Source organism: Achromobacter spanius (assembly GCF_002812705.1).
Lineage (GTDB): Bacteria > Pseudomonadota > Gammaproteobacteria > Burkholderiales > Burkholderiaceae_B > Achromobacter > Achromobacter spanius.
The window spans coordinates 3,301,544-3,325,947 of the sequence record NZ_CP025030.1; the positions used below are offsets into that span (position 1 = coordinate 3,301,544).

Sequence of the window (24,404 nt, forward strand, 5' to 3'; positions counted from 1 at the left end):
GCACGCCTTTTTCACCTGGACCTTGTCTCCACCTTTATAGAGCGATTGAAATGAATCAAGCAGTAGGCCTTATCGGCTGGCGCGGAATGGTCGGCTCGGTGCTCATGCAGCGCATGCGCGACGAGAACGACTTCGCACTGATCGAACCGGTGTTCTTTTCCACCAGCAATGCTGGCGGCGCCGCGCCCACGTGGGCCGAAGGCGCGGGCCCCTTGCAAAATGCCTACGACATTGACGCTCTGAAAAAACTGCCGATCATTCTGACGGCGCAAGGCGGCGATTACACGTCCGAGGTCTACCCGAAGCTGCGCGGCGCGGGCTGGAACGGCATCTGGATCGATGCGGCCAGCACCCTGCGCATGGCTGATGACGCCATCATCGTGCTGGACCCGGTCAACCGCCCTGTCATCGACGCAGCGCTCAAGCGCGGCGTGCGCAACTTCATCGGCGGCAACTGCACCGTCAGCTGCATGCTGATGGGCCTGGCCGGCTTGTTCAACAACGACCTGGTTGAATGGATGAGCTCCATGACGTATCAGGCCGCTTCCGGCGGTGGCGCGCAGCACATGCGTGAACTGTTGACCCAGTTCGGTGAGATCAACCAGGCCGTCAAGCCCTTGCTGGACGACCCCGCGTCGGCCATTTTGGCGATCGACCGTGGCGTGCTGGCCAAGCAGAAAGATGCCGCGCTGCCCCACGAACACTTCGGCGTGCCGCTGGGCGGCAACCTGATTCCCTGGATCGACAAGGATCTGGGCGACGGGATGTCGAAGGAAGAGTGGAAGGCCGAAGTCGAAACCAACAAGATCCTGGGCCGTGGCGCTGCTTTCGGTACGCCCGCCACCCCGATCGACGGTTTGTGCGTGCGTATCGGCGCAATGCGCTGCCACAGCCAGGCGCTGACCATCAAGCTCAAGCGCGATGTGCCGCTAGATGAAATCGAAGCGTTGATCGCGCAGGGCACGCAGTGGGCCAAGGTGGTGCCGAACACCAAGGAAGCCACCGTTTCCGCGCTGACCCCGGTGGCTGTCACCGGCACGCTGGACATTCCGGTTGGCCGTCTGCGCAAGCTGTCGATGGGCTCGCAGTACCTGGGCGCTTTCACGGTGGGCGACCAACTGCTGTGGGGCGCCGCCGAGCCGTTGCGCCGCATGTTGCGCATCGCGCTGGCCGAAGCCTGATCTCCCGTTGCGGGCGCCTGGCAAAGGCGCCTGCTTGGTCGTCAAGACAAGCAGGGGCACCTTCGGGTGCCCTTGACGTTTGCGCAATCGTAGGAAGGGTGTGGCGGATGTGCTCGAGAGCCAACGCCTACGCGCCTTTCAGGTTTGTGAAATGGGCATCATCCATTACACTTTTCCCGTGAATTGAGGCCTGTTCCCGCCTATCTGCCGCGAGACCAGTGCTAGCCCGTAATTCGACTACAAGAACGGAATTCCAGCTTATGACCCAGCGTTCGCGCCATGTGAAGCATGCCCGCCGTTTGAAAGCCCTTCAATGGGCAATCGCTTTGGCGATAGGGTCGAGCATGTGCAGTTCGGCGCTGGCCATGCGGGTCGGGCATTCCCGCGTGGTGTCGGTGCCGGGCGCGCCGTTGCAGGCGGTCGTGGGGTTGCAGGAACTGACGCCTGATGAAGTGTCGTCGCTGAAGGTGTCTGTGGCTGACGAAGCTGCGTGGCAGCGCGCCGGCCTGAAGCCGCCGGTGCCGCTGGCCAGCATGGTGGTCCGCGTTGAAGACGGCATGGATGGCACGCGCAAGAATCTTCGCGTCCGGGGTACGCAGCCTCCGGCAAGCGGCGCGGTTGACCTGTTGTTGGACATCAGTTCCAGTTCGGGGCAGCGCCAGGTACAGGTCAGCATTCTGGTGCCGCTGCGCGGCACCGGCGCCGATGTGACGCCGGCAGCGGTGGGCGGCACGGCGCGCGCATCGGCTGCCAGCGTGAATGTAAAGCGTGGTGATCACCTGTTTGCCATCGCACAACGCAACAAGGTGCCGAACGCCTCGGTTTATCAGATGTTGGTGGCGTTGTGGCGCGCCAATCCCGAAGCGTTCATTCAGAACAATATGAACCTGGTCCGCGCCGGCCAGACCTTGAAGATTCCGGATGCGGCAACGGTCAGGGCGATTGACCCGGCCGAAGCGCTCCGCATCTTCAATGAACATGCCGAGGCGTTTGCCCGGTATCGCGGCCGAATAGGCGCCGCCGCCAGCGCCAACCCCTCAGTGGTAAAAGGGCAGGACGCGGCGTCGGGTACGGTGGCGCAACCGGGCGATACCGGCGTGGCCAGCGCCGCGCCGCCACAAGACCGGGTGCGCCTGTCCACAGGGCTGGCAGCGGACAGTCCCGCCGCGCAAGCCGATGCGCAGGCGGACGCCAGAACGTCGAATGAACGCGCGATGAAGGATGTCGAAGGGCGCGTGAATCAGCTGCAAAGCAATGTCGACGAATTGAACAAAGCCGTGGCGCAGCAGGGTGCCCCGGGAACGGGCGGCACGGGGGCTGCGGTTACGCCGGGGGCACCCGGTGCACCGGGCACACCGAGCGCAGCGGACACACCGGGCGCAGCGGGCACATCGGGTGCAGCAGGCACACCGGGCGCAGCGGGCACATCGGGCGCAGCAGGCACTCCGGGCGCAGCGGGCACTCCGGGTGCGGCTGGCACATCGGGCGCGGCAGGCACATCGGGCGCAGCGGGCACACCGGGCGCGGCAGGCACATCGGGCGCAGCGGGCACACCGGGCGCAGCAGGCACTCCGGGCGCAGCAGGCACATCGGGTGCGGCAGGCACATCGGGTGCAGCGGGCACATCGGGCGTAACTGGAACATCGGGTGCAGCAGGTGCACCGGGTGCAGCAAGCACATCGGGCGCAGCAGGCACGTCGGGCGCAGCAGGCACATCGGGCACAGCAGGCACATCGGGCACAGCAGGCACATCGGGCACAGCAGGCACATCGGGCACAGCAGGCACCTCGGGTGCGGCAAGTACACCGGGTGCAACAGGCACACCGGGTGCAACAGGCACACCAGGTGTAGCAGGCACCCCTGGCGTATCAGGTCCCTCCAGCGCGGCAGGCACACCCAGCGCGGCTGGCACGCCCGGCGCTTCCACCACCGACAACGCGACAGGCGGCGCTTCCGCCAACACGACCAAGGACGCAACGACAAGCATGCCCAGTTGGCTGGCCGACAACCTTCTCGTCATCGTCACCGCCTTGCTGGCGCTGATCGCATTCGTCATTGCATGGTTGCTGCGCCGAGCCGGCGCGCGCCGCGATGACGACGACGAGGACACTTACGCTTATAACGAGCCGGCGCTGGACACGGCAGCGCTGAACCGCAAGCTCGATACGATCAATCTCGACCTGGATGAACCGCCCACGGACGAACCGCGCCGAGTCAGCGGTCCTCGGGTTTGAACGATGTCTAGAGTTGCATTGGGGCTGGCGTATGACGGCTCCGCTTGGCAGGGTTGGCAGACACAGCCGCATCGGCAAACGGTGCAGGACACACTGGAGTCTGCCTTGGCAAGATTCTGTGGTGTGAAGCAAGCCGTGCCCACCATATGCGCCGGCCGCACCGATACCGGCGTACATGGCGCCATGCAGGTGGTCCATCTGGACACCGCGTTGGATCGGCGCATGGAATCCTGGGTGCGCGGCGTGAATGCTTTTCTACCGCCCAGCGTGTCTGTGCAATGGGCGCAAGAAGTGCCGGATGAATTTCATGCGCGATTCTCCGCGCGTGCCCGCACCTATGTGTACCTGTTGTGGCGTGGCCGCGTGCGGCCGGCCCTGTGGGCAGGGCGTGCGGGCTGGTGTTTTCAACCGCTGGACGTGGACGCCATGCGCGCCGCGGCGCAGGCCTTGGTGGGCGAACACGACTTTTCAAGCTTTCGTTCTTCGCAATGCCAAGCCAAGCATCCGGTGCGGCATATGCACCGTCTTGAGATCGCGGAGCGCGGGCCGTTTCTGGTCTTCACGTTGAAGGCCAATGCGTTTTTGCATCACATGGTGCGCAACATCATGGGCGCGCTGCTGCAGGTGGGGCAGGGCAGGGAATCGGTAGAGTGGATGGCGCAGTTGCTGTCCTGGCGCGATCGCACGCAAGGCGCGCCCACCTTTTCGCCGGACGGCCTGTACTTGTCCGCCATTGAATACCCGGCGGAGTTCGGCTTGGAAGAACTGGATGGCGGCGCGCTGTTGTTGTCGCCATTCACGCAATCGTATTGAACAGACGTTGTGAAAAGACGTTGTCGCGGACGACGCCTTAATCGCGCTTATCAGGGGGGATTTCGCCATGCAACGCCGCGCGTTTTTGAAGCAGGCCGCCTTGGGAGCCGCGGGGTCCGCCACGATCGCCGCGCCGGCCTTCGCACAAGAGGCGCCGACGATCGCGTGGCGGCTGGCATCCAGTTTTCCGAATGAATCGCCCACGTTGTTCGCGGGCGCCGAAGACGTTGCCCGTTATGTGGCCGAGGTCACCGACGGCCGCTTCACCATCGAGATTTTTCCGGCGGGTGATCTCGTCCAACCGGGCCAGGTGCTTGAAGCCGTGCAGCATCGCGTGGTGGACTGCGGCCATACGGCGTCGACCCGTTACTTTGACGTCGATCCCGCGCTTAGCTTTGATGCCGGCGTTCCCTTCGGCTTGAACACGCGGCAGATGAATGCCTGGATGAGCGAGGGCGAAGGCCTGGCGCTGACGCGGGTGCTGTTCGACAAGTACAACATCATGAATTTCCCCTGTGGCTACACGGGCGCCCAGATGGGCGGGTGGTTTCGCGGCGAGATCAAAACCGTGGACGACCTGCGCGGGCTGAAAGTGAAGGCGGGCGGCTTTGCGCGCCATGTCCTGTCGCGCCTGGGCGCCACGCCGGTGGACGTGCCTGTGTCGGAATTCTATGGCGCGCTGGAGCAGGGGACGGTCGACGCCGTGGCGTGGATCGGGCCGTACGACGATGAGAACCTGGCGCTGTATAAAGTGGCGCGCAATTATTATTTTCCAGGCTGGTGGGCCGGTACCTTGCAGCTATCGCTGTACGTGAACCAAAGCGCCTACGATGAGCTGCCCAAGCCGTTCCAGTCGGCCCTGGCGTTGGCTTGCAGGATGGCAACCGCCAACATGATCGCCAAGTACGACGCCGGTAATCCGGACGCGTTGCGAAGGCTGGTGTCCAAGGGGGCGCAGCTGAAGGCGTTTCCCAAGCCGGTGCTGCAAGCATGCCATGAGGCCTCGATGGCGGCTTATAAGGAATTGAGCGCCAAGGACCCCATGTTCAAAAAGCTCTACGACAGCATGACCGCCTTCCGGAACAAGGAGGTGCCTTGGTTTCGCGTCGCCGAAGGCAGCTTTGATTCCCTGATCTCCTCGGTGGGCCAGCCCGGCACCTGAATGCCGCTGGCGCACCCGATATACTGATACGCCGCGTCCCGTTGGGCGACAGGTAAAACGCCATGCGCACACGCATCAAAATCTGCGGATTGACCCGCGAACAAGACATCGAGGCCGCTGTTTCAGCCGGCGTCGATGCGATCGGATTCGTCTTCTACCCCAAGAGCAAGCGTTGCCTGACGCCGACCCGCGCCGCGCAGTTGCGCCGTACCGTACCGGCGTTTGTCGACGTCGTGGCCTTGTTCGTGAACCCGGATCCGTCCGAGGTACAAGCGGTGCTGGACGAGGTGGAACCTGAATTGCTGCAGTTCCACGGCGACGAGTCACCGCAGGATTGCGGCCGCTACAGCCATCGCTTTCTACGCGCCTTCCGCGCGGGCGCGCCCGGCCTGGACACGGCTGAAAACCTGGCCACGTACTGCCGGGCTTTCGGCGAAGCGGCGGGCTGGCTGTTCGACAGCTACAGCGCCGGTTACGGCGGCAGCGGCCATGGTTTTGACTACAGCTTGCTGGACGAGGTGCGCGCGGATCCCGTGTCGCGTCCGTTGATCTTGTCGGGTGGTTTGAACGGCGATAACGTCGGCCAGGCAATCGAGCGGGTCAGGCCTTGGGGGGTCGATGTAAGCAGCGGCGTTGAGCTTGAGCAAGGAATAAAAAGTTCTGATAGAATCTCGGTCTTCGTTGATGCAGCACATGCTGCGGACGCGAAATTGAAGGGAAAGTAGTGCGGTGATGTGGGCAGAAAAATGCTCACAGCTATGGCAGCGAAAGCTAGCGAAAGCAAAGCCATTACCACGCAACGAACATAGCAAAAAATCGATTATGACGATTTGCACAGTTCAAAAAAGCACTATATAATTCTTCTTCTTTGCAGGCGGTTAGCTCAGTTGGTTAGAGCGCCACGTTGACATCGTGGAGGTCGTTGGTTCGAACCCAATACCGCCTACCAGATTCCTGCAAAGCAGTGCCCAGCACTGCTCCGAAAGCCGCATAAGTCTATGACTTTGCGGCTTTTTTGCATTCTGCGCCGCCAACTGCGGGAAGGGAGGCGGGCGGGTGATGTGGTCAGCGCCTGCATCAAGCAAACCTATTGCCGCGCATCAATTTTGCGCAAAAAAGAGAGCGGGGATAGTAGCTCTGATGGAATGATTGCCGCCGTCTGTGCTGATCGTAGAATCTCTTTAGTTCCTAAGGATGATTATGACGACAGGCCGTCTCCCAAGCCGGTATGGGTTGCTTTTGGTCCTCGTGCCAACTGTTGTGGTGCTCACCCTGCTTTGTGGGGCAATCGGCTATTCGTTTGAAGCTTCGCACGCGGACCATATTGTTGAACACAATAATGACCATCTACTTCGACGTTCGCTCGGCATTGCCAATGAGCAAATCGCCACGATTGTTGAGCTGAGCGCTCCGGCGGACTCCTGTTCGGACGAGGACCTTGCCCGGATGAGGGCGCGCCTCTTTAAGTCCAGGTATGCCGGCGACATCGCCCGGATTTCCGATGGGGCAGTGAGATGCTCGGCCGTGTGGGGGCCCTGGAAAGAACCGTATGCTCTTCCTCCTGGCGGCAAGCGCGTGCGCTACGGCATCACCCTGTGGAGAAATCTGACAAACCCGGTTCAGCCATCGTTCGTTGGCGGGTTAGCGGCAAATGACCGCGTGGCGGTATTTATTATCCCCAATGCACTTGGTGAGGTGGAAGAGCACTCTGGCCGTTTCTGGGGACGGGTATTTTCAAGAGACGGAAGCACGATCCAAGAATTCGGTTCTCAGCCACATGCGACGAAAGACTCGAGCGTTGTGGGGCGGGTAGCGAGCCGGCTTGGGATCATTCGGCATGGCGTCACGTGTTCGTCGGCTGGTGAGCCCGACGTCTGTGTTGAGTCTTTTACCCGGGTGGATGCGCGCGTTTCGGTGCTGGTGTCCGCCCTGATCGGGATGGTGCTGGGCGCGGCCAGTGGCATAGCGTTGTTCCTCTGGTGGCGAGGATCAAACGGTTTGCGCGGAAGTATGGCCCAGGCCCTGCGTCAAGAAAAAATACACGTTCACTATCAGCCGCTCTGTTCTCTTGCGACTGGCGAAATGGTTGGCGCTGAAGCGCTAGCCCGCTGGACGCATGACGAAGTGGGGCCTATTCCTCCGGACACGTTCATTCCGTGGGTTGAGTCCATGGGACTCCGTCGACTTTTCACGAGATACATCATCCGCACTGCGATTGACGGCGTGCGGGAACGGTTGGCCGCCGCGCAGCCGTTCTATTTGAGTGTCAATGTCTTTCCCGCGGATTTGGAAGACGACCTGTTCCTTGAATTTCTCGTTCATTGTGTAGAAGAGCGTGGGGTTTCACCCGAGCGGATTGTGCTTGAAGTGACTGAGTCCGCGAGGTTCTCAGCCACCTCACCGGCAGATCTGTTCAAGCGGTATCACCAAGCGGGTTTCAGAGTCTTCCTGGACGATTTTGGCGTGGGGTATTCCAACCTGGTGAACGTCTTCCAATGGGACGTCAGCGGGATCAAGCTGGACAGAATCTTTGTCGGGGCGATTGGAGATGTTTCCAGCGCCATTCCGGTATTAGATCAAGTAATCGAAATGGCCAATCAGTTGGACATTCAACTCGTCGTGGAAGGCATAGAAATGCGCAGACAGGTTGACTACATCGTAGAACGTGCGCCGCACGCCGTAGGACAGGGCTGGTTTTTTGGAAAACCAGTTCCTGCAGGCGAGCTGGGCAATGCTCTGAAAGCCGCGTAAGTCTTGGACTTCGCGGCTTTTTTGCAATCTGCGCCACACCCTGCCAGTTTCGCCTAGGGTTTCGCCGGGTCTTGCCTCAATCAAAAACATCAAAGAGCACATCGGCGACCACGGCGGTCGCGACGGCCACGAGGATCAGATCGGATCCTGCGACTCGCCATTCGTAGCCAGGATAGGCGGGCAGGCGTGCCAGCATCGGACCTGGGACCATCTTTTTTGCAATGCCCGGGGGCAGGGGCTTGCCGCGTGCCAGGTTCTTTCGGACGCCGGGCGGCAATGCGCTGTAACCCGACAATCCATACTCGTCCGCGTAGCCCCGCGCGACCGAGATCGTGATGCCGGCGTGGCGTAGCGTCATGTTCGTGTCGCGGGAATCGGCGGCTCCCCCCTTGGACGAGCCGCCCTTATTGCCACTATTACCGTTGCCATTCCCATTGCCTTTACCGTTGCCGTTGTTCTTGTTGCCCTGGCCCTGACTTTGGCCCGCGTTATCGGGTTTTCCTTTTCCTTCGGGCGGAGCGGCAACTGCGCTGCCACCCACGTACAGGCAGCAGATCATGGCAGCGGCATATTTTTTGATAGTGGGGGCGGCATCCATGGAATGGCTCCTGATCAGCCAAAAGTGGCAGTGAACCGATTCTAGGGTGGTCGTAGTCTTTTGGAGTAGGGGCGGAATCGATAAAGATGTAAGCGGAATTGGCCGCAGATGTGTGGCGACTTTAGGGGTATCCCGCTGCCTATGTTGCACTGCCCGCTCGTTTGTTTTTCATCACCCCACGGATATTCAACGCGGCCAGCCCGACTTGAAGCGCGATCAGCGCAAACGCCCCGTCGTGCAATCCCCATGCAATCCACAAGGCGTTACTGAATAGAAATACCCAGAATCCCCATTGGCGTTTCGCTTTTCCTTGCGACGCCACCAGCCATGCGGCCGCCAGCGAGGTAAGCATCGCCGGCCATTGAAGAAAATCCCATAGCGCTTCCATGGTGCGTATTTGGCTCGTGGTCGTCTTCAGCCTAATTTCTTGACGACACGCGCCAGTTTCGCGATGCCGCCGGTGCCGCTTGCAGCCCGGCCCATCAGCGCGGTGCCGGCGGCCGTCAGTACGGTGCGCTTGAAGAAGGTTCGGCCCTTCAGGCCCGCCACCATCAGCAATGCGCCCAAGCCAAATACGATCACATGCTCGCCAGGAAAGTCGGGGCGTCTGGCGTCAATGTCTTTCAAATCGCGAAGTAGCGAGCGATTGCCGCGCTCGACCGGTTCCATTTCCACAACGTCGTCGGATTTCATGGTGGTCCCCCAAAGAATAGAAACTGGGTCCCACTCAGCAAGTGACATGCCAGGCACGGTGTGCGCCAGTGCTGCCTTATATCTGATAAGGTCCGGCGTATCTTTCCTACCGGCCACACCATGCATAAATCGTTCAAGGCACTACTGCTGGTTCCCTGCCTGGGACTGGCGGCTTGCGCCATCAAGCCGCCGTCTGCAACGCAAGCGCAGCCGCGCATCGACGAATTGCCCATGTACGGAGGTATGGACCGATCCGCCGCCGCCGAACTTGAGGTCAGCGATAAAAAGCTTGTTGCGGATGCTGTCCAGGCGTTCGGCTCCGCCGACAAGGCTTCGCGGGCGTGGGTGTCCCAGGGATACCGTTTTTATCAAGCCGACCAGTTGGGCATGGCGATGCGCCGCTTCAATCAGGCCTGGCTGTTGAATCCGAACAACCCCGAGGTCTATACCGGCTTTGCCGCCGTGCTGCATGACCAGAATAAGTTCTGCCAGGCCATGAGCATGATGGATTTGGCGATCAGCCATGATCCCCCCACCTTCCAGGGTATCTATGCGGATGCCGGGCGTATCGCGGCCCGCTGCGCGGCGGAAGACAAGACGCTGCCTCCCGAAGCGCGGGTGGCGGCAACTGCCCGTTCCGACGAGTGGTACCGCAAAGGCGAGGCCGTCGAACCGGATAAGGGGTATCTGTATTCGTCCTGGGCCACCGCCTATTACTGGCGCGGGCAATATGACCAGGCCTGGGCGATGGTTGTCCGCGCGCGCGCGGCGGGCGGATCGCCAAGCCCGAAATTCATCGACATGCTAAGCGCCCAAATGCCGGAGCCGCGCACATAGGCCGCCCATCATGCGGGTGAATCCGGCTGCGCTGGCGGCATTTGCGATATTCTGCTGACCATCATGATCAAAGCTCTATGGTTGGCGTTGGGCTGCGTGATGCTGGCATTGGGCGTCATCGGCGCGTTCTTGCCGGTCATGCCGACGACGATTTTCCTGATTTTGGCGGCGGGCTGCTTTTCGCGCTCGTCTCCGCGCCTGGAAAAATGGCTGCTGGATAGTCCGACTTACGGGCCGCCCCTGCGTATCTGGCGTGAACAGAAGGCGGTGTCGCGCAAGGGCAAAACCTACGCTTGCCTGGGCATGGTGGCGGGATACGGTATTTTCTGGTGGAGCGCGCATCCGTCGTGGCCTATTGCTGCGGGCGTTGGCCTGTTCTTTCTGGTCAGCGCGGCGTATGTGCTCAGCCGCCCGGCACCCAAGATGACGACGGGTGCCGGTAGCGAGCCTTTTCAACGATAGGGCTGCGCGCCGTACTGGCGCGGGGGCATTCAGCCTTTTGTGTTCAGTGTGAATGCCGGGGATCGCCCCGCGTTTCGATCACTTTCAGATAAAGCGTTGCGGGTTCCAGGCAACCGCCGGTCGACAATTGGCCGACCAGTTGCCGATAGAGCTCCTGCCAGGGCGTTTGCGACGCAGGTGGCTGGTATGCCGGTTCCTGTTTGCGCCGTTCCATTTCCGCGTCGTCCACCAACGCGGTCACGCTGCGCTGGTTCAAGTCGACACGGATCTTGTCGCCCGTGCGCAGCAGCGCCAGGCCCCCGCCCGCGGCGGCTTCCGGTGACATGTTCAGGATGGAGGGGCTGGCCGATGTGCCGCTTTGGCGGCCGTCACCCAGGCAAGGCAGCGAGTCCACGCCGCGCTTGATCAGGTGCGAAGGCGGGGCCATGTTGACGACCTCTGCGCTGCCCGGATAGCCCACCGTGCCGGCGCCACGTATCACCAGAATGCAGTGCTCGTCGATGTTCAGCGATGGGTCTTCAATACGGGCGTGATAGTCCTCGGGGCCTTCGAACACGATGGCGCGCGCCTCGAAGGCGTTCTCCGATCCGGGCTCCGACAGATACGTGCGGCGGAAGGCTTCGCCCACGACCGACATCTTGATGATGGCGCTGTCGAAGAAGTTGCCCGACAGCACGATGAAGCCGGCGCGGTGCTTGAGCGGCGCCTCGCAGGTGCGGATGACGTCGGCGTCGCGGGTCTTGGAGGCGGCGGCGATGTCGCCGATGGTTTTGCCGGACACGGTGGCGCAGTCTGCGTGCAGGCGGCCCGCGGCCAGCAGTTCGTGCATGACGGCGGGCACGCCGCCCGCCCGGTGGAAGCCTTCGCCCAGGTGTTCGCCGGCCGGCACGCAATTGACCAGCAGCGGCACGTCTTCGCCCAGCCGCTGCCAATCGTCCAGGCTGAGGTCGATGCCGGCGTGGCGGGCCATGGCGATCAAATGCGGCGGACAGTTGCTGGACGCGCCCAGCGCCGACGCCACGACGATGGCGTTTTCAAAGGCCTGGCGGGTCAGGATGTGTGACGGCCGCAGGTCTTCGCGCACCATGTCGCAAATGCGCATGCCGGTGGCGTAGGCCATCTGCGCGCGTTCGCGATAAGGCGCGGGAATGCTGGCGCAGGTGGGCAGCGACATGCCCAGGGCTTCCGCCAGTGAATTCATGGACAGCGCCGTGCCCATGGTGTTGCAGTGCCCGACCGACGGCGACGATGCCGTGGCCAGCGTCATGAAACCTTCGTAGTCCAGTTTGCCCGCCGCCATCAGGTTGCGCGCATGCCAGATGACGGTGCCGGAACCCACCCGCTGGCCGTCGTGCCAGCCGTCCAGCATCGGCCCGCCCGACAGCACGATGGCGGGCAGGTCGACGGTGGCGGCGGCCATCAGGCAAGCGGGGGTGGTTTTGTCGCAACCGGTGGTCAGCACCACGCCGTCCAGCGGATAGCCGTGCAAAATCTCCACCAGCCCCAGATAGGCCAGATTGCGGTCCAGCGCCGCGGTGGGCCGCCGGCCTTGCTCGGCCAGCGGATGCACCGGGAACTCCATCGGGATGCCGCCCGCGTCCCGGATACCCGCCTTGATGCGCTCGGCCAGCGCCAGGTGATGCCGGTTGCAGGGCGCCAGGTCGCTGCCGGTCTGGGCGATGCCGATGATCGGCCGCCCGGACTGCAGCTCTTGCCGCGTCAGGCCGTAGTTAAGATAGCGCTCGACGTAGATCGCCGTCATATCGGCGTGCGAGGGGTCGTCGAACCATTTCTGGCTGCGCAACTTGCGGGGTATCTGAGACATGGGTGACTCGCTTGCTTCGCTTGGGCGTCAGGTGATAAGACGTCAATACCGAGACGTCGGTAAACAGGCCTTAGTTACGCGCCTTCTGGATCTCGTCGTTCATCTGCTTGATGAGTTCGGGGCCCAGTTCCTGGGTGTACTTGTCGACCACCGGCTGAACCTTCTGGCGCATGCGGGCCACTTCCTCGGGGCTGACGGTATTGATCTTCATGCCGGCCTTTTCAAGCGTCGCCATGGCCTTGGTCGAATCCTCGCGGCTGTCCTTGCGTTCGAAATCGCGCGAGGCCGCCGCGGCCTGCCGGATCAGCTTCTGTTCGTCAGGCGACAAGGTGTCCCACCATTTCTTCGAGGCCAGCACCACCCACGGCGTGTAGACGTGGCGCGTGATGGTCAGGAAGGGCTGCACTTCGTAGAACTTGCTGCTTTGGATGGTGGTGATGGGATTTTCCTGCCCATCGACCGTGCGCGTTTCCAATGCGGTGAACAGTTCCGAGAACGGCATGGGCACGGCGTTCGCGCCCAGCGTGTTGAAGACACCCAACGCGATCTGGTTCTGCATGACCCGCAGCTTGATGCCTTGCATGTCTTCCGCGCGCACGATCGGATGCTTGGAATTGGTCATGTTGCGAAAGCCGTTTTCCCAATAGACCAGGCCAACCAGGCCCTTGGCTTCGAGCTTCTTCAACAGGTCCTGGCCCACCTTGCCATCCAGCACGGCGTCGGCTTCCTTTTCGCTGTTGAACAGGAAGGGCAGGTCGAACACGCCAAATTCCTTGACCATGCCTGCCAATGGCGCGGTGGAACCCACCATCATTTCCTGTGCGCCGCCGGCCAGGGCGCCCTGCATTTGTTCATCGGAACCCAGTGTGGCGGAACCGAAGGTCCTCATCTTCAGCTTGCCGTCGCTGACTTTTTCAAGCTCTTGCGCCAGGAAGCGCGCGGCGCGGCCCTGGACGCTTTCTTCGTTCAGGCCGTAGCCGAAGCGGATCAGGCGCGGCTTGACGTCGGCCGCCGCGGCCACGCCGGCCACGGCGCAGGACAGCGCGGTAGCCAGCACAAGTAGACGGGTCTTGAATCGAATGGTCATGGTGCTCCTCCTTGGGGTTTTCTCTATGCCGCTAGTGCATCCAGCGTGCGGGTACGGTGATCAGTTCTGGGAAGATCACCAACAGAATCAGCAAGATCGCGTAGGCCACGACGTAGCGCCACACGCCCTTGCAGATAGTTTCCATATTGATGCGGGCCACGCCGCACACCACGTTCAGCACCGTGCCCACGGGCGGGGTCAAGAGACCCACGCAGCCGACCATGACGAACATGACGCCGAAGTAGACGGGGTCGATGCCGGCCTTGGTGACAACCGGCATCAGCACCGGCGCCAGGATCAGAATGGTGGGCGTCAGGTCCATGACCGTGCCGATCAGGATCAACAGGAGCAGCAGCGCGAACATCAGCAGCTTGGGCTGGTCCATGATGGGTTCCAGCAGCGCGATGAGATCTTGCGGCATGTCAGCCAGCGTGATCATGTAGGACGACACCATCGCGGCGGCCACCAGGAACATCACCACGGCCGTGGTGCGCGCGGCGTTGACGAACAACGGCACCAGGTCCCGCAAGCCGATCTCGCGGTAGACGAACAGGCTGACGGCCAGCGCGTAGACGGCCGCCACCACGGCCGCTTCGGTCGGCGTAAAGATGCCGCCGCGCAGCCCGCCAATGATGATGACGGGCAGCATCAACGCCCACAGCGATTCGCGCAGCGCTTTCCAGCGGTTGCTCCAGGGCTCGCGCGGCGTAGGCGTGATGCTGCCGTGCTTGCGCGCCACCCAGGTCCATACCGCCACCAAGGTCATGCCCATCATCAGCCCGGGCGCGATGCCCGCAAAGAACAGCTTGGTGATCGACACATTCGTGGCCACGCCAAAAATGATGAACGAGATGGACGGGGGAATGATGGGGGCGATGATGCCGCCCGCAGCGATCAGCCCCGACGCCTGCCCGGCGTCATAGCCTTTTTCGCGCAGCATGGGGATCAGCAGGGAACCCAGCGCGGCGGCATCGGCCACGGCCGAGCCCGATAACGCGGCCAGCAGCACGCTGGCAAAAATGGCCACATAGCCCAATCCGCCCTGAATATGGCCGACGAACATGCTGGCCAGACGCACGATGCGGCGTGAGATGCCGCCCGCGTTCATGAGCTCGCCCGCCAGCATGAATAGCGGCACCGCCATCAGTGTGAAGCTGTTGGCGCCCGTCAACATGTTCTGCGCCAGGATCTGGGTGTCGAAGAAATTCAGTTGGAACATCATCGCCAGGGCGCTAAGCAGCAGCGCGAAGGCAATCGGCATGCCCAGGGCGATCAGCCCAAGCAGCACTAGCAGGAAGACGGTCAGGATCATTACGAGTTTCCGGGCGGGGCAGGGAGGCGGATGCGGGGGGCGGGCAGGGCCGGGATCAGATGGCGGGGTCTTCCGGGCTGGATTCAGCCGGCAAGCGGCCGCCGGCCAGCACACGGATGATGTCGATCACGGTCAGGATGCCCATGGCGACCGAGGCGTAAAGCGCCGCGGTGGTAAACACCGCCAGGCGCATGCCCGTCACGGGCAGCACGGTGCCCATGCCGATCACGGTCTGTACCCAACTGCCTTGCGCCATCAGCCAAAGCACCCACAGCACCAGCAATTGGCAGAACACGTGCGACACGCGGCGGGCCCTGGGGCCGAAGCGGTCGACCAGCATGGTGACGCCGATGTGGTGGTGGTCGCGTAGCGCAATCACCGCGCCCAGGAAGATCAGCCAGACGAAGGCCAGGCGGGACACCTCGTCTGACACATTGATGCCGGAATTGAACAGGTAGCGCAGCGCCACGTTGCCGAACAGCAGGACGACCATGACGACCAGACAGGCCACCATCAGCCAGGTCTGCAACTTGAAACACCAGTCGGCGGCGCGGGCCAACGGTGAGCCGCCGGGCCGCCCGGGATGGGAAGCTTGCATGTTTGTCTCCTACCCCGTTTTCCGGGGCTTTTTTCGCTTATGCTTTTGCGGATGTTAGCGCTAACATTTTGACTTTGGCAAGCCCTGTTTTTTGCGTCAGACTACGCGCTTCCCATTCGACCACGAGGCCCAATGTCCGTCCGTAAACCCCGAAGCTCACACGCTGGCCGCGTCACCATGCAAGAGGTTGCACGCCGTGCGGGCGTCAGCGCCATCACGGTGTCGCGCGCGCTGCGTACGCCTGACAAGGTGGCCGAGGCCTTGCGCCTGCGCATCGCCCGGGTCTGCCAGGATTTGGGCTACGTGCCCAACCATGCCGCCAGCGCGTTGGCGTCGGCACGGTCGCAAACCATCGTGGTGTTGATTCCGTCGTTGAGCAACGTGGTGTTCGTGGACATTATTTCCGGCATCAAGGAAGTGCTGGACCAGCAGGGTTATCACATGCTGATCGGGGTGACGGGGTATTCGCCGGACGCGGAAGAAGCCTTGCTGCGCAAGTATCTGCAGCATTCGCCGGACGGGGTGATCTTGACCGGTATCGACCACAACCCAGGCACCTGGACATTGCTGCGCACGCAGCGGATCGCCACGGTGCACACCATCGAAACGCTGGCCGATGGCGAGGACATGAGCGTGGGCTTTTCCCAGTTTGATTCGGGCTATGCCGCTTGCCGCCACCTGGTGGAGCGCGGCCGCCGCCGCATCGGCATCATCGGGGCTCAATTGGACCCGCGTTCGCTGCGCCGCTGCGAGGGCGCGCGGCAGGCGCTGCGCGACGCGGGCTGCTACGACGCCACGCTTGAAATCATGACGCCGGAGAAGTCGTCCATCAGCCTGGGCGCGTCCTTGCTGGAAACGTTGCGCACCCAGCATCCCGATTGCGATGCCGTCTTCTTCTGCAACGATGACCTGGCGCAGGGCGCGGTGTTTCAGTGCGGCAGGCTGGGCGTGCGCGTGCCGGAGCAGATGGCCATCATTGGCTTTCATGACCTGGCCGGAACCGCCTGGACCACGCCGCCCTTGTCGACCATCGCCACGCCGCGCTACCAGATCGGCCTGTCGGCTGCCGACCTGTTGATGCGGCATCTGGCCGGTGAGCCTGTCGCCCAGCGGCATGTGGACTTGGGTTTTACCCTGGTGCAGCGCGAAACCAGTTGAAAGGCGGCGGCGTCATGCCGCGCGGCGCAGCGCCAGAAACACGCCCGAGGCCATGATCAGCCCCATGCCCGCCAAGGCCAGGCCGTCTGGCGGCCGTTGAAACCAGAACGTGCTGAACAAAACCGCCAGCAGCAGTTGGAAGTAATTCAAGGGCGCCAGCGTGGCGGCCGATACGCGCTGGAACGCGGCAATCAGCAACACCTGCGCCAAGCCACTGCACGCGCCCAGCGCGATGATCAGCGTGGCATCGGCGGGGCCGGGCCAGGGGTCCGGCAGGAAGAAGGGGGCGGGCAGCGCCGTGACAATCAGACAGATGATCGCGGTATAGGCGTATTGGACCGGCCCGGGCACCTTGCCGGACAGCTTGCGCGTCAGCACCTGGAAAATCGCGTAGCACACGGCCGAGACCGCCATCAACAGCGTGCCCAGCAGCGGCAAGTCGGCGCCGGGGCGCACAATCAACAGCATGCCGGCAAAGCCCGCGGCTACCGCCACCCACTGCACGGGCCGCACCCGTTCGCGCAGCAGCCAGGGCGACAGCGCCACCATGATGAGCGGTGAGGTGAAATAGATGGCGGTGGCTTCCGACAGCGGCATCCAGATCAGCGCGGTCATGAAGCACGTGGCCACCGTGGCCAGCGTCACCCCGCGCAGCACCAGCAGCGGTTTCTCGGGCGCGTCGCGCAAGCGCAGGCCGGGGGCGTGGCGCCACAGCATGTACACGGCCAGGACAATCACCGCCAAATACCGCATCACGTTCAGAAAGGGCGCGGGATAGCGTTCCAGCATGTGCTTGGAACCGGCGTCAAACGTGGCGAATGCCACCAGCGCCGCGAAGAACAGCAGGATGCCCGCGTTGCGCGACGCGGCGGGGGCGGGCAGGACGGCGTCTGGAACGGAGGCCATGGAAGGATTTGCGCGTCAGGCGCTGGCCTGGCCCATGCCTTGCAGGAAGGCGTCCAGCGCGGGGCCGATGGCCTGGACCATGTAGCCGCCTTCCTGCACCACGACGGTCGGCACGCGCAGGCTGGCCACGCGCGCGCCGATGTCGCGGTAGGCGTCGATGTCCAGCTTGAGCACGCTGATGGGATCGTCTTTGTAGGTGTCGAAGCCCAACGCCAGCACCAGCGCTTGCGGCCCGTAGCCGGCCAGCGCCGTCAATGCCGTGTCCAGCGCGGCCAGGAAGGGATCGTTGCCGGACCCATGCGCAAGTGGCAGGTTCAGGTTGTAGCCTTCACCGGCGCCGTGGCCGCGTTCGTCCGCGTAGCCGGTATAGAACGGGTAGTAGGCGCTGGGGTCGGCGTGCAGCGACACGGTCATGACGTCGGCGCGCTGGTAGAAGATGTTCTGCGTGCCATCGCCATGGTGCGCGTCCACGTCCAGCACCGCCACCTTGGACCAGGTTTGCAGCAAGCGGCTGGCCGCCGCCGCGCTGCTGTTCAAGTAGCAGAAGCCGCCGGCGCGGTCACGATGCGCGTGATGGCCGGACGGACGGCACAGCGCGTAGGCCATGCCCGCCGTGCTGGCGACATGGTCCGCCGCCGCCACCGCGCTATGGGTTGACCGCAGCGCCGAGCGCCAGGTGTGCGGGCCGATCGGGCAAGACAGGTCGCTCAGGTAGTAGCCCGTTTGCGCCACGATGGACGGCGAAGGGCACGGCCCGCGCCCGGCCTGTTCGATGCGGCCGCTGTAGTAAGGCGACAGGTTGGGCAGGACTTCCGGCCCGGGGTCCACGCCGGGCGCCTTCAGCGACTGCCAGCGGGTGTAGGCGGTTTCCAGGTAGTTCAGGTAGTCGGCGCTGTGAATGTTCTCGAGCGGCTTGCGGCCGTAGTCGGAAGGGGCTTCCACGAGGATGCCGCGCGCCGCCAGCGCGCCTTGCAGGCTTTCCGCTCGCGACGGCAGATCGGTGGGGGCGCTGAGCCGGCCCAGCCGCATGAACTGCTGCGGGGTGTGCAGCAATTGTTCTTCCGAGAAAAACGCCTTCATGATGATCCTCGCTGATGCGTCAGGCCTGCTTGATTTCGATTTCGACAAAAACGAATTCGGTATCGCCGGGATTGATGACGTTGTGCTCAACGCCAACCGGTCGATAGTAGGCGATGCCCGTCGTAAGCTGGCTGGTGACCTGGCCGGTAGGCGTGTCCAACAGCAAGGGGCCGGTGGTCTGCGGGACCACCACGTAGTTCATGCCATGGCGATGCCAGCCCGTTTCGCCACCGGGCGGAAAGCGCCATTCGGTGACGGTGACCAATTCGTTATCGATCTGCACGGTGGGAATGGCGGCGGGACGTTGCACGAGGAATGCTCCTGAGGTTGGCTCGGGGTTTTCTTGCGGGGAAGGGCATTTGTGATCAGGCCATTGTCGCCTGAGTGGGGTCCCAGTGCTGGCCGGGCACGGCGGCGATCAGCTGCCGCGTGTAGGCATCCTGGGGGTTGTCGAAAATCTGTGACGGCGAGCCGTACTCGACCACCTTGCCACGATGCATCACCAGCACCGAATTGCAGATCTGAGCGGCAACCCGCAGGTCGTGCGTGATGAACACCAGCGCAATCTGCAAGCGCTGTTGCAGGTCATGCAGCAGTTGCAGCACCTGGGCCTGCACCGACACATCCAGCGCCGATACCGATTCATCGGCCACCAGTACCTTGGGCTCCAGCGCCAGCGCGCGCGCGATGCCGATGCGCTGGCGCTGCCCGCCCGAAAACTGATTCGGATAGCGGTCAAAGGCGGACGGATCCAGGCCCACCAGCGACAACAGTTCGCGCACGCGGGCCTCGGCCTTCGCGCGCGGCACGCCGTTGGCCACCGGGCCGTCACTGATGATGCGTCCCACGGTGTGGCGCGGGTTGAGCGATGCGAACGGATCCTGGAAGATCATCTGGATGTCGTGGCGCATCGGGCGAAAGCGCGACTCCGACATCTTGGCGATGTCCTGGCCGTTGAAGATCAATTGCCCGCCGTTGATGCCCACCAGCTTCAGCAGGCATTTTCCGATGGTCGATTTTCCCGACCCCGATTCCCCCACGATGCCCAGCGTTTCGCCGCGCCGCACGGTGAAGCTGACGCCGTCCACGGCATGCACTTCACGTTTTCCGCCCAGCCAGCCATGGCCGATCACGTAGGTTTTCTTCAGGTCTTTCACTTCCAGCACGGGCGTGTCGTCCCCGGTTGCCGCGCGTTCTTCGCCACGGCGGTGCGGCACCGCCGCGATCAGGCGCTGGGTGTAGGGGTGGCGCGGTCGGTTCAAGACCTCGTCGGCGGGGCCTTGCTCCACCAGCACGCCTTTTTCCATGACGGCAACGCGATGGGCAATTTCGGCCACCACGCCGAAATCGTGCGTAACGAACATCACGCCCATGCCTTTTTCCTTCTGGATGCGGGCGATCAGCGCCAATATCTGCGCCTGCGTGGTGACGTCCAGCGCCGTGGTGGGCTCATCTGCAATCAGCAGCGCTGGCTCCAGAGCCAGCGCCATGGCGATCATCACGCGCTGGCGTTGGCCGCCCGACAAGCGGAACGGATAGACGTGGTAGAGCGTGGCCGGGTCCGGCAGGCCCACGAAGTCCAGCAGTTCCAGCGTGCGCCGCATGCGTTCGGCGCCCGGATAGGCGTTGTGGACGCGCATGACTTCACTGATCTGTTCACCCACCGTCATCAGCGGGTTCAGGGCCGACAGCGGCTCCTGGAAGATCATCGCCATGTCCTTGCCGCGCATGGCTTGCAGGGTGGCTTCGTCTTGCCGCAGCAGGTCTTTGCCACGGAACAGAATGCGGCCTTGCTGCGGCGTCAGGTAGTCGGGCAAGAGGCCCATGATGGCGTTGGCGCTCATGGACTTTCCCGAACCGGACTCGCCCACGATGCAGAGGATTTCGCCGGCGTGGATATCGTACGAAATGTCCTGCACGGCAAAGGGGCGGTCGCCGCCCCGGGGCAGCGCAATGCTCAGGTTCTGGATGGACAGCAGAGGCGTGGCTTCGGTCATGTCGGCCTCCTATTCGCCGCGCTTGCGCAGTTGGGGGTTCAGGGCGTCGTTCAAGCCTTCGCCGATCAGGTTGATGGCCAGCACCGTCAGCAAGATGGCCACGCCGGGCCAGACGCTCATCCACCAGGCTTCGCGGATCATCGTGCGTGCCGCGCCGATCATGAAGCCCCAGCTCATCAGGTTGCGGTCGCCCAGGCCCAGGAAGGACAGGGACGATTCCGTCAGGATGGCGGTCGCCACCATGAACGAGGCCGACACAATGATGGGCGACATGGCGTTGGGCAGGATCTGGGTGCTGACGATGCGCGCGGGCGTCTGGCCGATGACGATGGCGGCCTGGACGAATTCGCGCTGCTTGAGCGTCATGAATTCCGAACGCACCAGCCGCGCCGCCGGTGGCCAGGACACCACGGCGATGGCCCCCATGATGGAATACACCGACGGGCTCAGGATGGCCACCAGCACCACCGCCATGGCCAATTGCGGAATGGTCTGGAAGAACTCGGTGAAGCGCATCAGCGCGTCGTCCACCCGCCCGCCGCAGTAGCCGGCCACCGACCCGATCAGGATCCCGAACAGCAGCGCCACCGCGGTCGACAGCAGGCCCACCATCAGCGACACGCGCGCGCCCCAGACAAGACCCGCCGTGATGTCGCGCCCCAGCATGTCGGTGCCAAAGGGGTAGGCGGCATTGGTGAACGGCGGAATCAAGGGGTCGGCCACCATCATCCAGGGCGACTCTTCATACAGCAGCGGGGCGGCCAGCGCGACGATCACCACGATCAGCATGATGGCAAGGCCAGCCACTGCGCCGTAGTTGCGCATATAACGTTGGGCAAATGACTTCATGCGGCGGCTCCTTGCTGCGCACCGGCGCCAATGCGCGGATCGATCAGGCGGTACAGCACGTCGGTCAGCAGGTTGAACACCACCACCATGATGGAAGTGACGAGGAAGATGCCCAGCAGCAATTGGTAGTCGCGTTGCAGCAGGGCGTCGAACATCAGGCGGCCGATGCCCGGCCACGCGAACACGGTTTCGGTCAGCACCGCGCCGCCGGCCATCTGGCCAAGCTGGATGCCGGCGAAGGTGATGACGGGCAGCAGGGCGTTGCGCAACACGTGGGCGCGAATCACGCGGCTGGGGCTTACCCCCTTGGCGCGCGCCGTCTTCACGAAGTCCATGCCGATCACTTCCAGCATCGACGCCCGCGTCAAGCGCACGTAGACGGCCATGAAGAAGCAGCCCAGGGTGACGGTAGGCAGGATCAGATGTTGCGCGATGTCCGAGGCGCGGGCCCATCCGGTCAAGCCGGCGCCCACGGTTTCCATGCCGAAGGCGGGCAGCCAGCCCAGCACCACCGAGAACAGCAGAATGCCCATCAGCGACAGCCAGAACAGCGGCGTGGCGTACAGCAGCAGCGCGCCCGTCATGACCGAGCTGTCGATCCAGCGGCGCTTGTTGCGGTAGCGCGCCTTGGCGGCGACTACACCCAGGAACACGCCCAGCACAATGGAAAACACAAAGGCGCAGGACATCAGCAGGAACGTCGCGGGCAGGCGTTCAACGATCAGGTCCAGCACCGGCACGTGGTTGCGATATGAAAAGCCCAGGTCCAGTTGCACCACGCCCTTGAGATACAGCATGAGCTGCGTCATGATGGGCTTGTCCAGCCCGAAGGCCACGCGCAACTGGTCGACGTAGGCGGCATCGCCCGCGCCGGCCTGGCCCGCCAGCACAGCGGCGGGGTCGCCGGGCGCCAGGCGGATCAGGAAGAAATTGATGATCACCACGCCCAGCACGACCACCAGGGCCTTGCCGATGCGGGACAACAGAAAAGACAGGAATTTCATGCTTGATGTCCTTCTCAGGCTGGCGTGGGCAGCCCAGGGCCTGCCCGCCGCGCGGCCGGGATCCGCCGCCGCGGGGAGCTCCGCGGCGGCGTCTTGCTGCGCTTACTTTTCGATGTAGACGTCGTCGAACGATTCGTTCAGGCCAATGGCGGTCTTGACCAGGTTCTTGACGTTGGCGCGGTACAGGGTGGGGAACTCCATATCCACCATGAAGCCGTTGGCCACTTCGTTGACCAGCGTCGTCTGCAGCTTGGAGTAGATCTCCTGGCGCTTGGCCGGGTCGACTTCAGAGGCGGCCGCTTCCCACAGCTTGTCGGTCTCGGGGTTGCTGTAGCCCTGCACGTTGGCAAACGGCGACCCCTTGACGATGTTCGACGAGATATACAGACGCTGTACGCCCAGCGCCGGGTCGCCGTACTGGTAGGTGAAGTTGGTGGTCAGGTCGAAGTCCCAGTTGCCGGTGCGGCTGGCCCAGCCGCCCGCGTCGGTGGATTCCAGGTTCACCTTGAAGCCCAGTTGTTCCAGCGCCTGCTTGGTGTATTCGCCCAGGCGGTCCCAGGTGGAGCCGTACGGGAAGCTCAGTTGGCGGATCGTGTAGTCCTCGGGCTTGATGCCCGATTCCTTGATCAGCGCGCGCGCCTTCTTCATGTCAAAAGGCATGGGCGGCGTGTTCTTGTCGTAGAACATTTCGGTGGTCACGAACGGGCCGGTCGACACTTTGCCCAGGCCGAAGAAAATATTGTTGACCACCATCTGACGGTTCATCGCAGCCATGACCGCTTGACGCACCTTCAGATTGTCGAAGGGCGGCTTGCGCATGTTGAAGAGCAGGTAGGCCTGCGGCGAGAACATTTCCCAGCCGGCGGTGGTGTATTCCACCTTGGGCAGGGCGCGCAGGCGCTTGATGTCGACGTTGTCCACGTCGCCGCCGCGCAGCACGTCCACGCTGCCGCGCTCGAAGGCCACCGCGCGCGAGGCTGCGTCCGGGATCACGTTGAACACCAACTCGTCCAGGTACGGCATGCCCGGCTTCCAGTAGTTGGGGTTACGCGTCAGCTTGATGTATTCGCCACGCTTCCATTCCTTGAACATGAACGGGCCCGTGCCCACCGGCTTCTGGTTCGCCGGATTGGTCATGAAGTCGGTGCCGGCGTACAGATGCTTGGGCATCATGGGTGCAAAGCCCGGTTCGAACATCAGCATGAAGGCCGGGAAGGCGGTCTTCAGCTTGATGACGACGGTCTTGGCGTCGGGCGCGGTGACCGAATCGACGAACTTGTTCAGGATGACGCGGGCGCGCGCATGCGTCTTGGGCAGCATCTCGGCCAGCGAGAACACAACGTCTTCGGACGTGAACGGCTTGCCGTCATGCCACTTGACGTTGTCTTGCAGGTGGAAGGTATAGGTCAAGCCATCTGCCGACGCTTCCCAGGACTTTGCCAGGCCGGGCTTGGGCTTCAGGCTGGTGTCGTAGGTCAGCAGGCTTTCGTAGATCTTGCCCGCGACGAATTGCGTGGGCCCTTGCTGGTTGATGGCCGTGACGATCACAGGCGGCTCGGGCTGAACAATCATGTTCAGAGTGCCGCCCTTGGTCTGAGCCAATGCCTGGGTGGCGGGTAGCGCGGCCGCAAGGACCAATGCGCCGATGCTTAGGGAGAACCATTTCTTCGATTTCACTGCGAGCCTCCGGGCTGGAAAGGGACTGACAGGTGACCGCCGCTGCGCGGCGGATGCCGTGCTTTGACAAGCAAACCTTGTGCCACCTGGGTTTCTCAGGGGTACTACAGGTGAAGCCGCTACAGCCATGCTTCGTACAGGTGCTGGGTAAGACAGGCCGCGCACCATTGCGGCGAAATC

At 63.0% G+C, this 24,404-nt stretch carries 23 protein-coding genes and 1 tRNA gene; 10 read left to right on the forward strand and 14 right to left on the reverse strand.

The genetic code is table 11. The annotated features are described in order from the left end of the window. The first annotated feature begins 50 nt into the window (after positions 1-50). The 7 genes from asd (at position 51) to CVS48_RS15005 (ending at position 8,141) form a co-directional block, all read left to right on the forward strand. Entirely contained in the window at positions 51-1,181 is a 1,131-nt protein-coding gene (gene asd / locus CVS48_RS14975) for an aspartate-semialdehyde dehydrogenase (RefSeq protein WP_100855124.1), read from the forward strand. Positions 1,182-1,525: 344 nt separating this feature from the next. After that, positions 1,526-3,415, forward strand: coding sequence for a FimV/HubP family polar landmark protein (locus CVS48_RS14980; protein ID WP_242001269.1), 1,890 nt, complete (start codon positions 1,526-1,528; stop codon positions 3,413-3,415). Between the two features lie 3 nt (positions 3,416-3,418). Further along, positions 3,419-4,228, forward strand: a complete 810-nt coding sequence (truA, locus tag CVS48_RS14985; protein ID WP_100855126.1) for a tRNA pseudouridine(38-40) synthase TruA — start codon at positions 3,419-3,421, stop codon at positions 4,226-4,228. A gap of 67 nt (positions 4,229-4,295) precedes the next feature. After that, on the forward strand, positions 4,296-5,390 hold the full coding sequence (locus tag CVS48_RS14990) for a TRAP transporter substrate-binding protein (protein ID WP_100855127.1): 1,095 nt from the start codon (positions 4,296-4,298) through the stop codon (positions 5,388-5,390). Between the two features lie 62 nt (positions 5,391-5,452). Continuing rightward, positions 5,453-6,115, forward strand: coding sequence for a phosphoribosylanthranilate isomerase (locus CVS48_RS14995; RefSeq protein WP_100855128.1), 663 nt, complete (start codon positions 5,453-5,455; stop codon positions 6,113-6,115). Positions 6,116-6,262: 147 nt separating this feature from the next. Further along, a tRNA-Val gene (locus tag CVS48_RS15000) sits at positions 6,263-6,339 on the forward strand. A 284-nt stretch (positions 6,340-6,623) separates the two neighbouring features. After that, positions 6,624-8,141: an EAL domain-containing protein gene (locus CVS48_RS15005; RefSeq protein ID WP_167401003.1), complete on the forward strand. Its 1,518-nt coding sequence runs from the start codon at positions 6,624-6,626 to the stop codon at positions 8,139-8,141. Between the two features lie 76 nt (positions 8,142-8,217). On the opposite strand, the gene CVS48_RS15010 is transcribed toward CVS48_RS15005, so the two are convergent. From CVS48_RS15010 to CVS48_RS15020, 3 genes are all read right to left on the reverse strand, one after another. Continuing rightward, complete coding sequence (locus CVS48_RS15010; RefSeq protein WP_100855130.1) at positions 8,218-8,739, reverse strand: anti-virulence regulator CigR family protein; 522 nt, start codon at positions 8,737-8,739, stop codon at positions 8,218-8,220. Between the two features lie 139 nt (positions 8,740-8,878). Beyond that, positions 8,879-9,127, reverse strand: a complete 249-nt coding sequence (locus CVS48_RS15015; protein WP_100855131.1) for a hypothetical protein — start codon at positions 9,125-9,127, stop codon at positions 8,879-8,881. A 26-nt stretch (positions 9,128-9,153) separates the two neighbouring features. Beyond that, positions 9,154-9,480, reverse strand: a complete 327-nt coding sequence (locus CVS48_RS15020) for a hypothetical protein (protein ID WP_244191391.1) — start codon at positions 9,478-9,480, stop codon at positions 9,154-9,156. Between the two features lie 72 nt (positions 9,481-9,552). On the opposite strand from CVS48_RS15020, the gene CVS48_RS15025 reads away from it, so the two are divergent. Both CVS48_RS15025 and CVS48_RS15030 read left to right on the forward strand, forming a co-directional pair. Further along, on the forward strand, positions 9,553-10,269 hold the full coding sequence (locus CVS48_RS15025) for a tetratricopeptide repeat protein (RefSeq protein WP_100855133.1): 717 nt from the start codon (positions 9,553-9,555) through the stop codon (positions 10,267-10,269). A gap of 63 nt (positions 10,270-10,332) precedes the next feature. Continuing rightward, entirely contained in the window at positions 10,333-10,731 is a 399-nt protein-coding gene (locus CVS48_RS15030; RefSeq protein WP_100855134.1) for a YbaN family protein, read from the forward strand. A 43-nt stretch (positions 10,732-10,774) separates the two neighbouring features. Here CVS48_RS15030 and CVS48_RS15035 read toward each other — a convergent pair whose 3' ends face one another. The 4 genes from CVS48_RS15035 to CVS48_RS15050 all read right to left on the reverse strand — a co-directional run bounded on the left by CVS48_RS15035 (position 10,775) and on the right by CVS48_RS15050 (position 15,553). Next, a complete protein-coding gene (locus CVS48_RS15035) occupies positions 10,775-12,556 on the reverse strand; it encodes an IlvD/Edd family dehydratase (protein ID WP_100855135.1) in 1,782 nt (593 codons plus the stop codon). A gap of 70 nt (positions 12,557-12,626) precedes the next feature. Further along, the gene (locus CVS48_RS15040) at positions 12,627-13,643 is read right to left on the reverse strand and encodes a TRAP transporter substrate-binding protein (RefSeq protein WP_100855136.1); all 1,017 of its coding nucleotides are present in this window, start codon (positions 13,641-13,643) and stop codon (positions 12,627-12,629) included. 31 nt (positions 13,644-13,674) lie between these two features. After that, entirely contained in the window at positions 13,675-14,955 is a 1,281-nt protein-coding gene (locus CVS48_RS15045; protein ID WP_100855137.1) for a TRAP transporter large permease, read from the reverse strand. Positions 14,956-15,010: 55 nt separating this feature from the next. Continuing rightward, complete coding sequence (locus CVS48_RS15050) at positions 15,011-15,553, reverse strand: TRAP transporter small permease (RefSeq protein ID WP_100855138.1); 543 nt, start codon at positions 15,551-15,553, stop codon at positions 15,011-15,013. 132 nt (positions 15,554-15,685) lie between these two features. Between CVS48_RS15050 and gntR the strand changes: the two genes are divergently transcribed. Beyond that, positions 15,686-16,711, forward strand: coding sequence for an HTH-type transcriptional regulator GntR (gene gntR / locus CVS48_RS15055; protein WP_100855139.1), 1,026 nt, complete (start codon positions 15,686-15,688; stop codon positions 16,709-16,711). A 12-nt stretch (positions 16,712-16,723) separates the two neighbouring features. Here gntR and CVS48_RS15060 read toward each other — a convergent pair whose 3' ends face one another. The 7 genes from CVS48_RS15060 to CVS48_RS15090 form a co-directional block, all read right to left on the reverse strand. Continuing rightward, positions 16,724-17,617, reverse strand: a complete 894-nt coding sequence (locus CVS48_RS15060; protein WP_100855140.1) for a DMT family transporter — start codon at positions 17,615-17,617, stop codon at positions 16,724-16,726. Between the two features lie 15 nt (positions 17,618-17,632). After that, positions 17,633-18,697: a histone deacetylase family protein gene (locus tag CVS48_RS15065; protein WP_100855141.1), complete on the reverse strand. Its 1,065-nt coding sequence runs from the start codon at positions 18,695-18,697 to the stop codon at positions 17,633-17,635. Positions 18,698-18,716: 19 nt separating this feature from the next. Continuing rightward, positions 18,717-19,007 carry a cupin domain-containing protein gene (locus CVS48_RS15070; protein WP_100855142.1) on the reverse strand — a complete coding sequence of 97 codons (291 nt, stop codon included), beginning with the start codon at positions 19,005-19,007 and terminating at the stop codon, positions 18,717-18,719. A 55-nt stretch (positions 19,008-19,062) separates the two neighbouring features. Beyond that, positions 19,063-20,694 (reverse strand): ABC transporter ATP-binding protein, encoded by a 1,632-nt coding sequence (locus tag CVS48_RS15075; RefSeq protein WP_100855143.1) that lies wholly within the window; start codon positions 20,692-20,694, stop codon positions 19,063-19,065. Between the two features lie 9 nt (positions 20,695-20,703). Beyond that, complete coding sequence (locus CVS48_RS15080) at positions 20,704-21,543, reverse strand: ABC transporter permease (protein WP_100855144.1); 840 nt, start codon at positions 21,541-21,543, stop codon at positions 20,704-20,706. Then, positions 21,540-22,547 carry an ABC transporter permease gene (locus CVS48_RS15085; protein ID WP_100855145.1) on the reverse strand — a complete coding sequence of 336 codons (1,008 nt, stop codon included), beginning with the start codon at positions 22,545-22,547 and terminating at the stop codon, positions 21,540-21,542. Before CVS48_RS15085 ends, CVS48_RS15080 begins: the two co-directional genes overlap by 4 nt. 102 nt (positions 22,548-22,649) lie before the next feature. Beyond that, positions 22,650-24,224 carry an ABC transporter substrate-binding protein gene (locus CVS48_RS15090; RefSeq protein WP_100855146.1) on the reverse strand — a complete coding sequence of 525 codons (1,575 nt, stop codon included), beginning with the start codon at positions 24,222-24,224 and terminating at the stop codon, positions 22,650-22,652. Between the last annotated feature and the right edge of the window lie 180 nt (positions 24,225-24,404).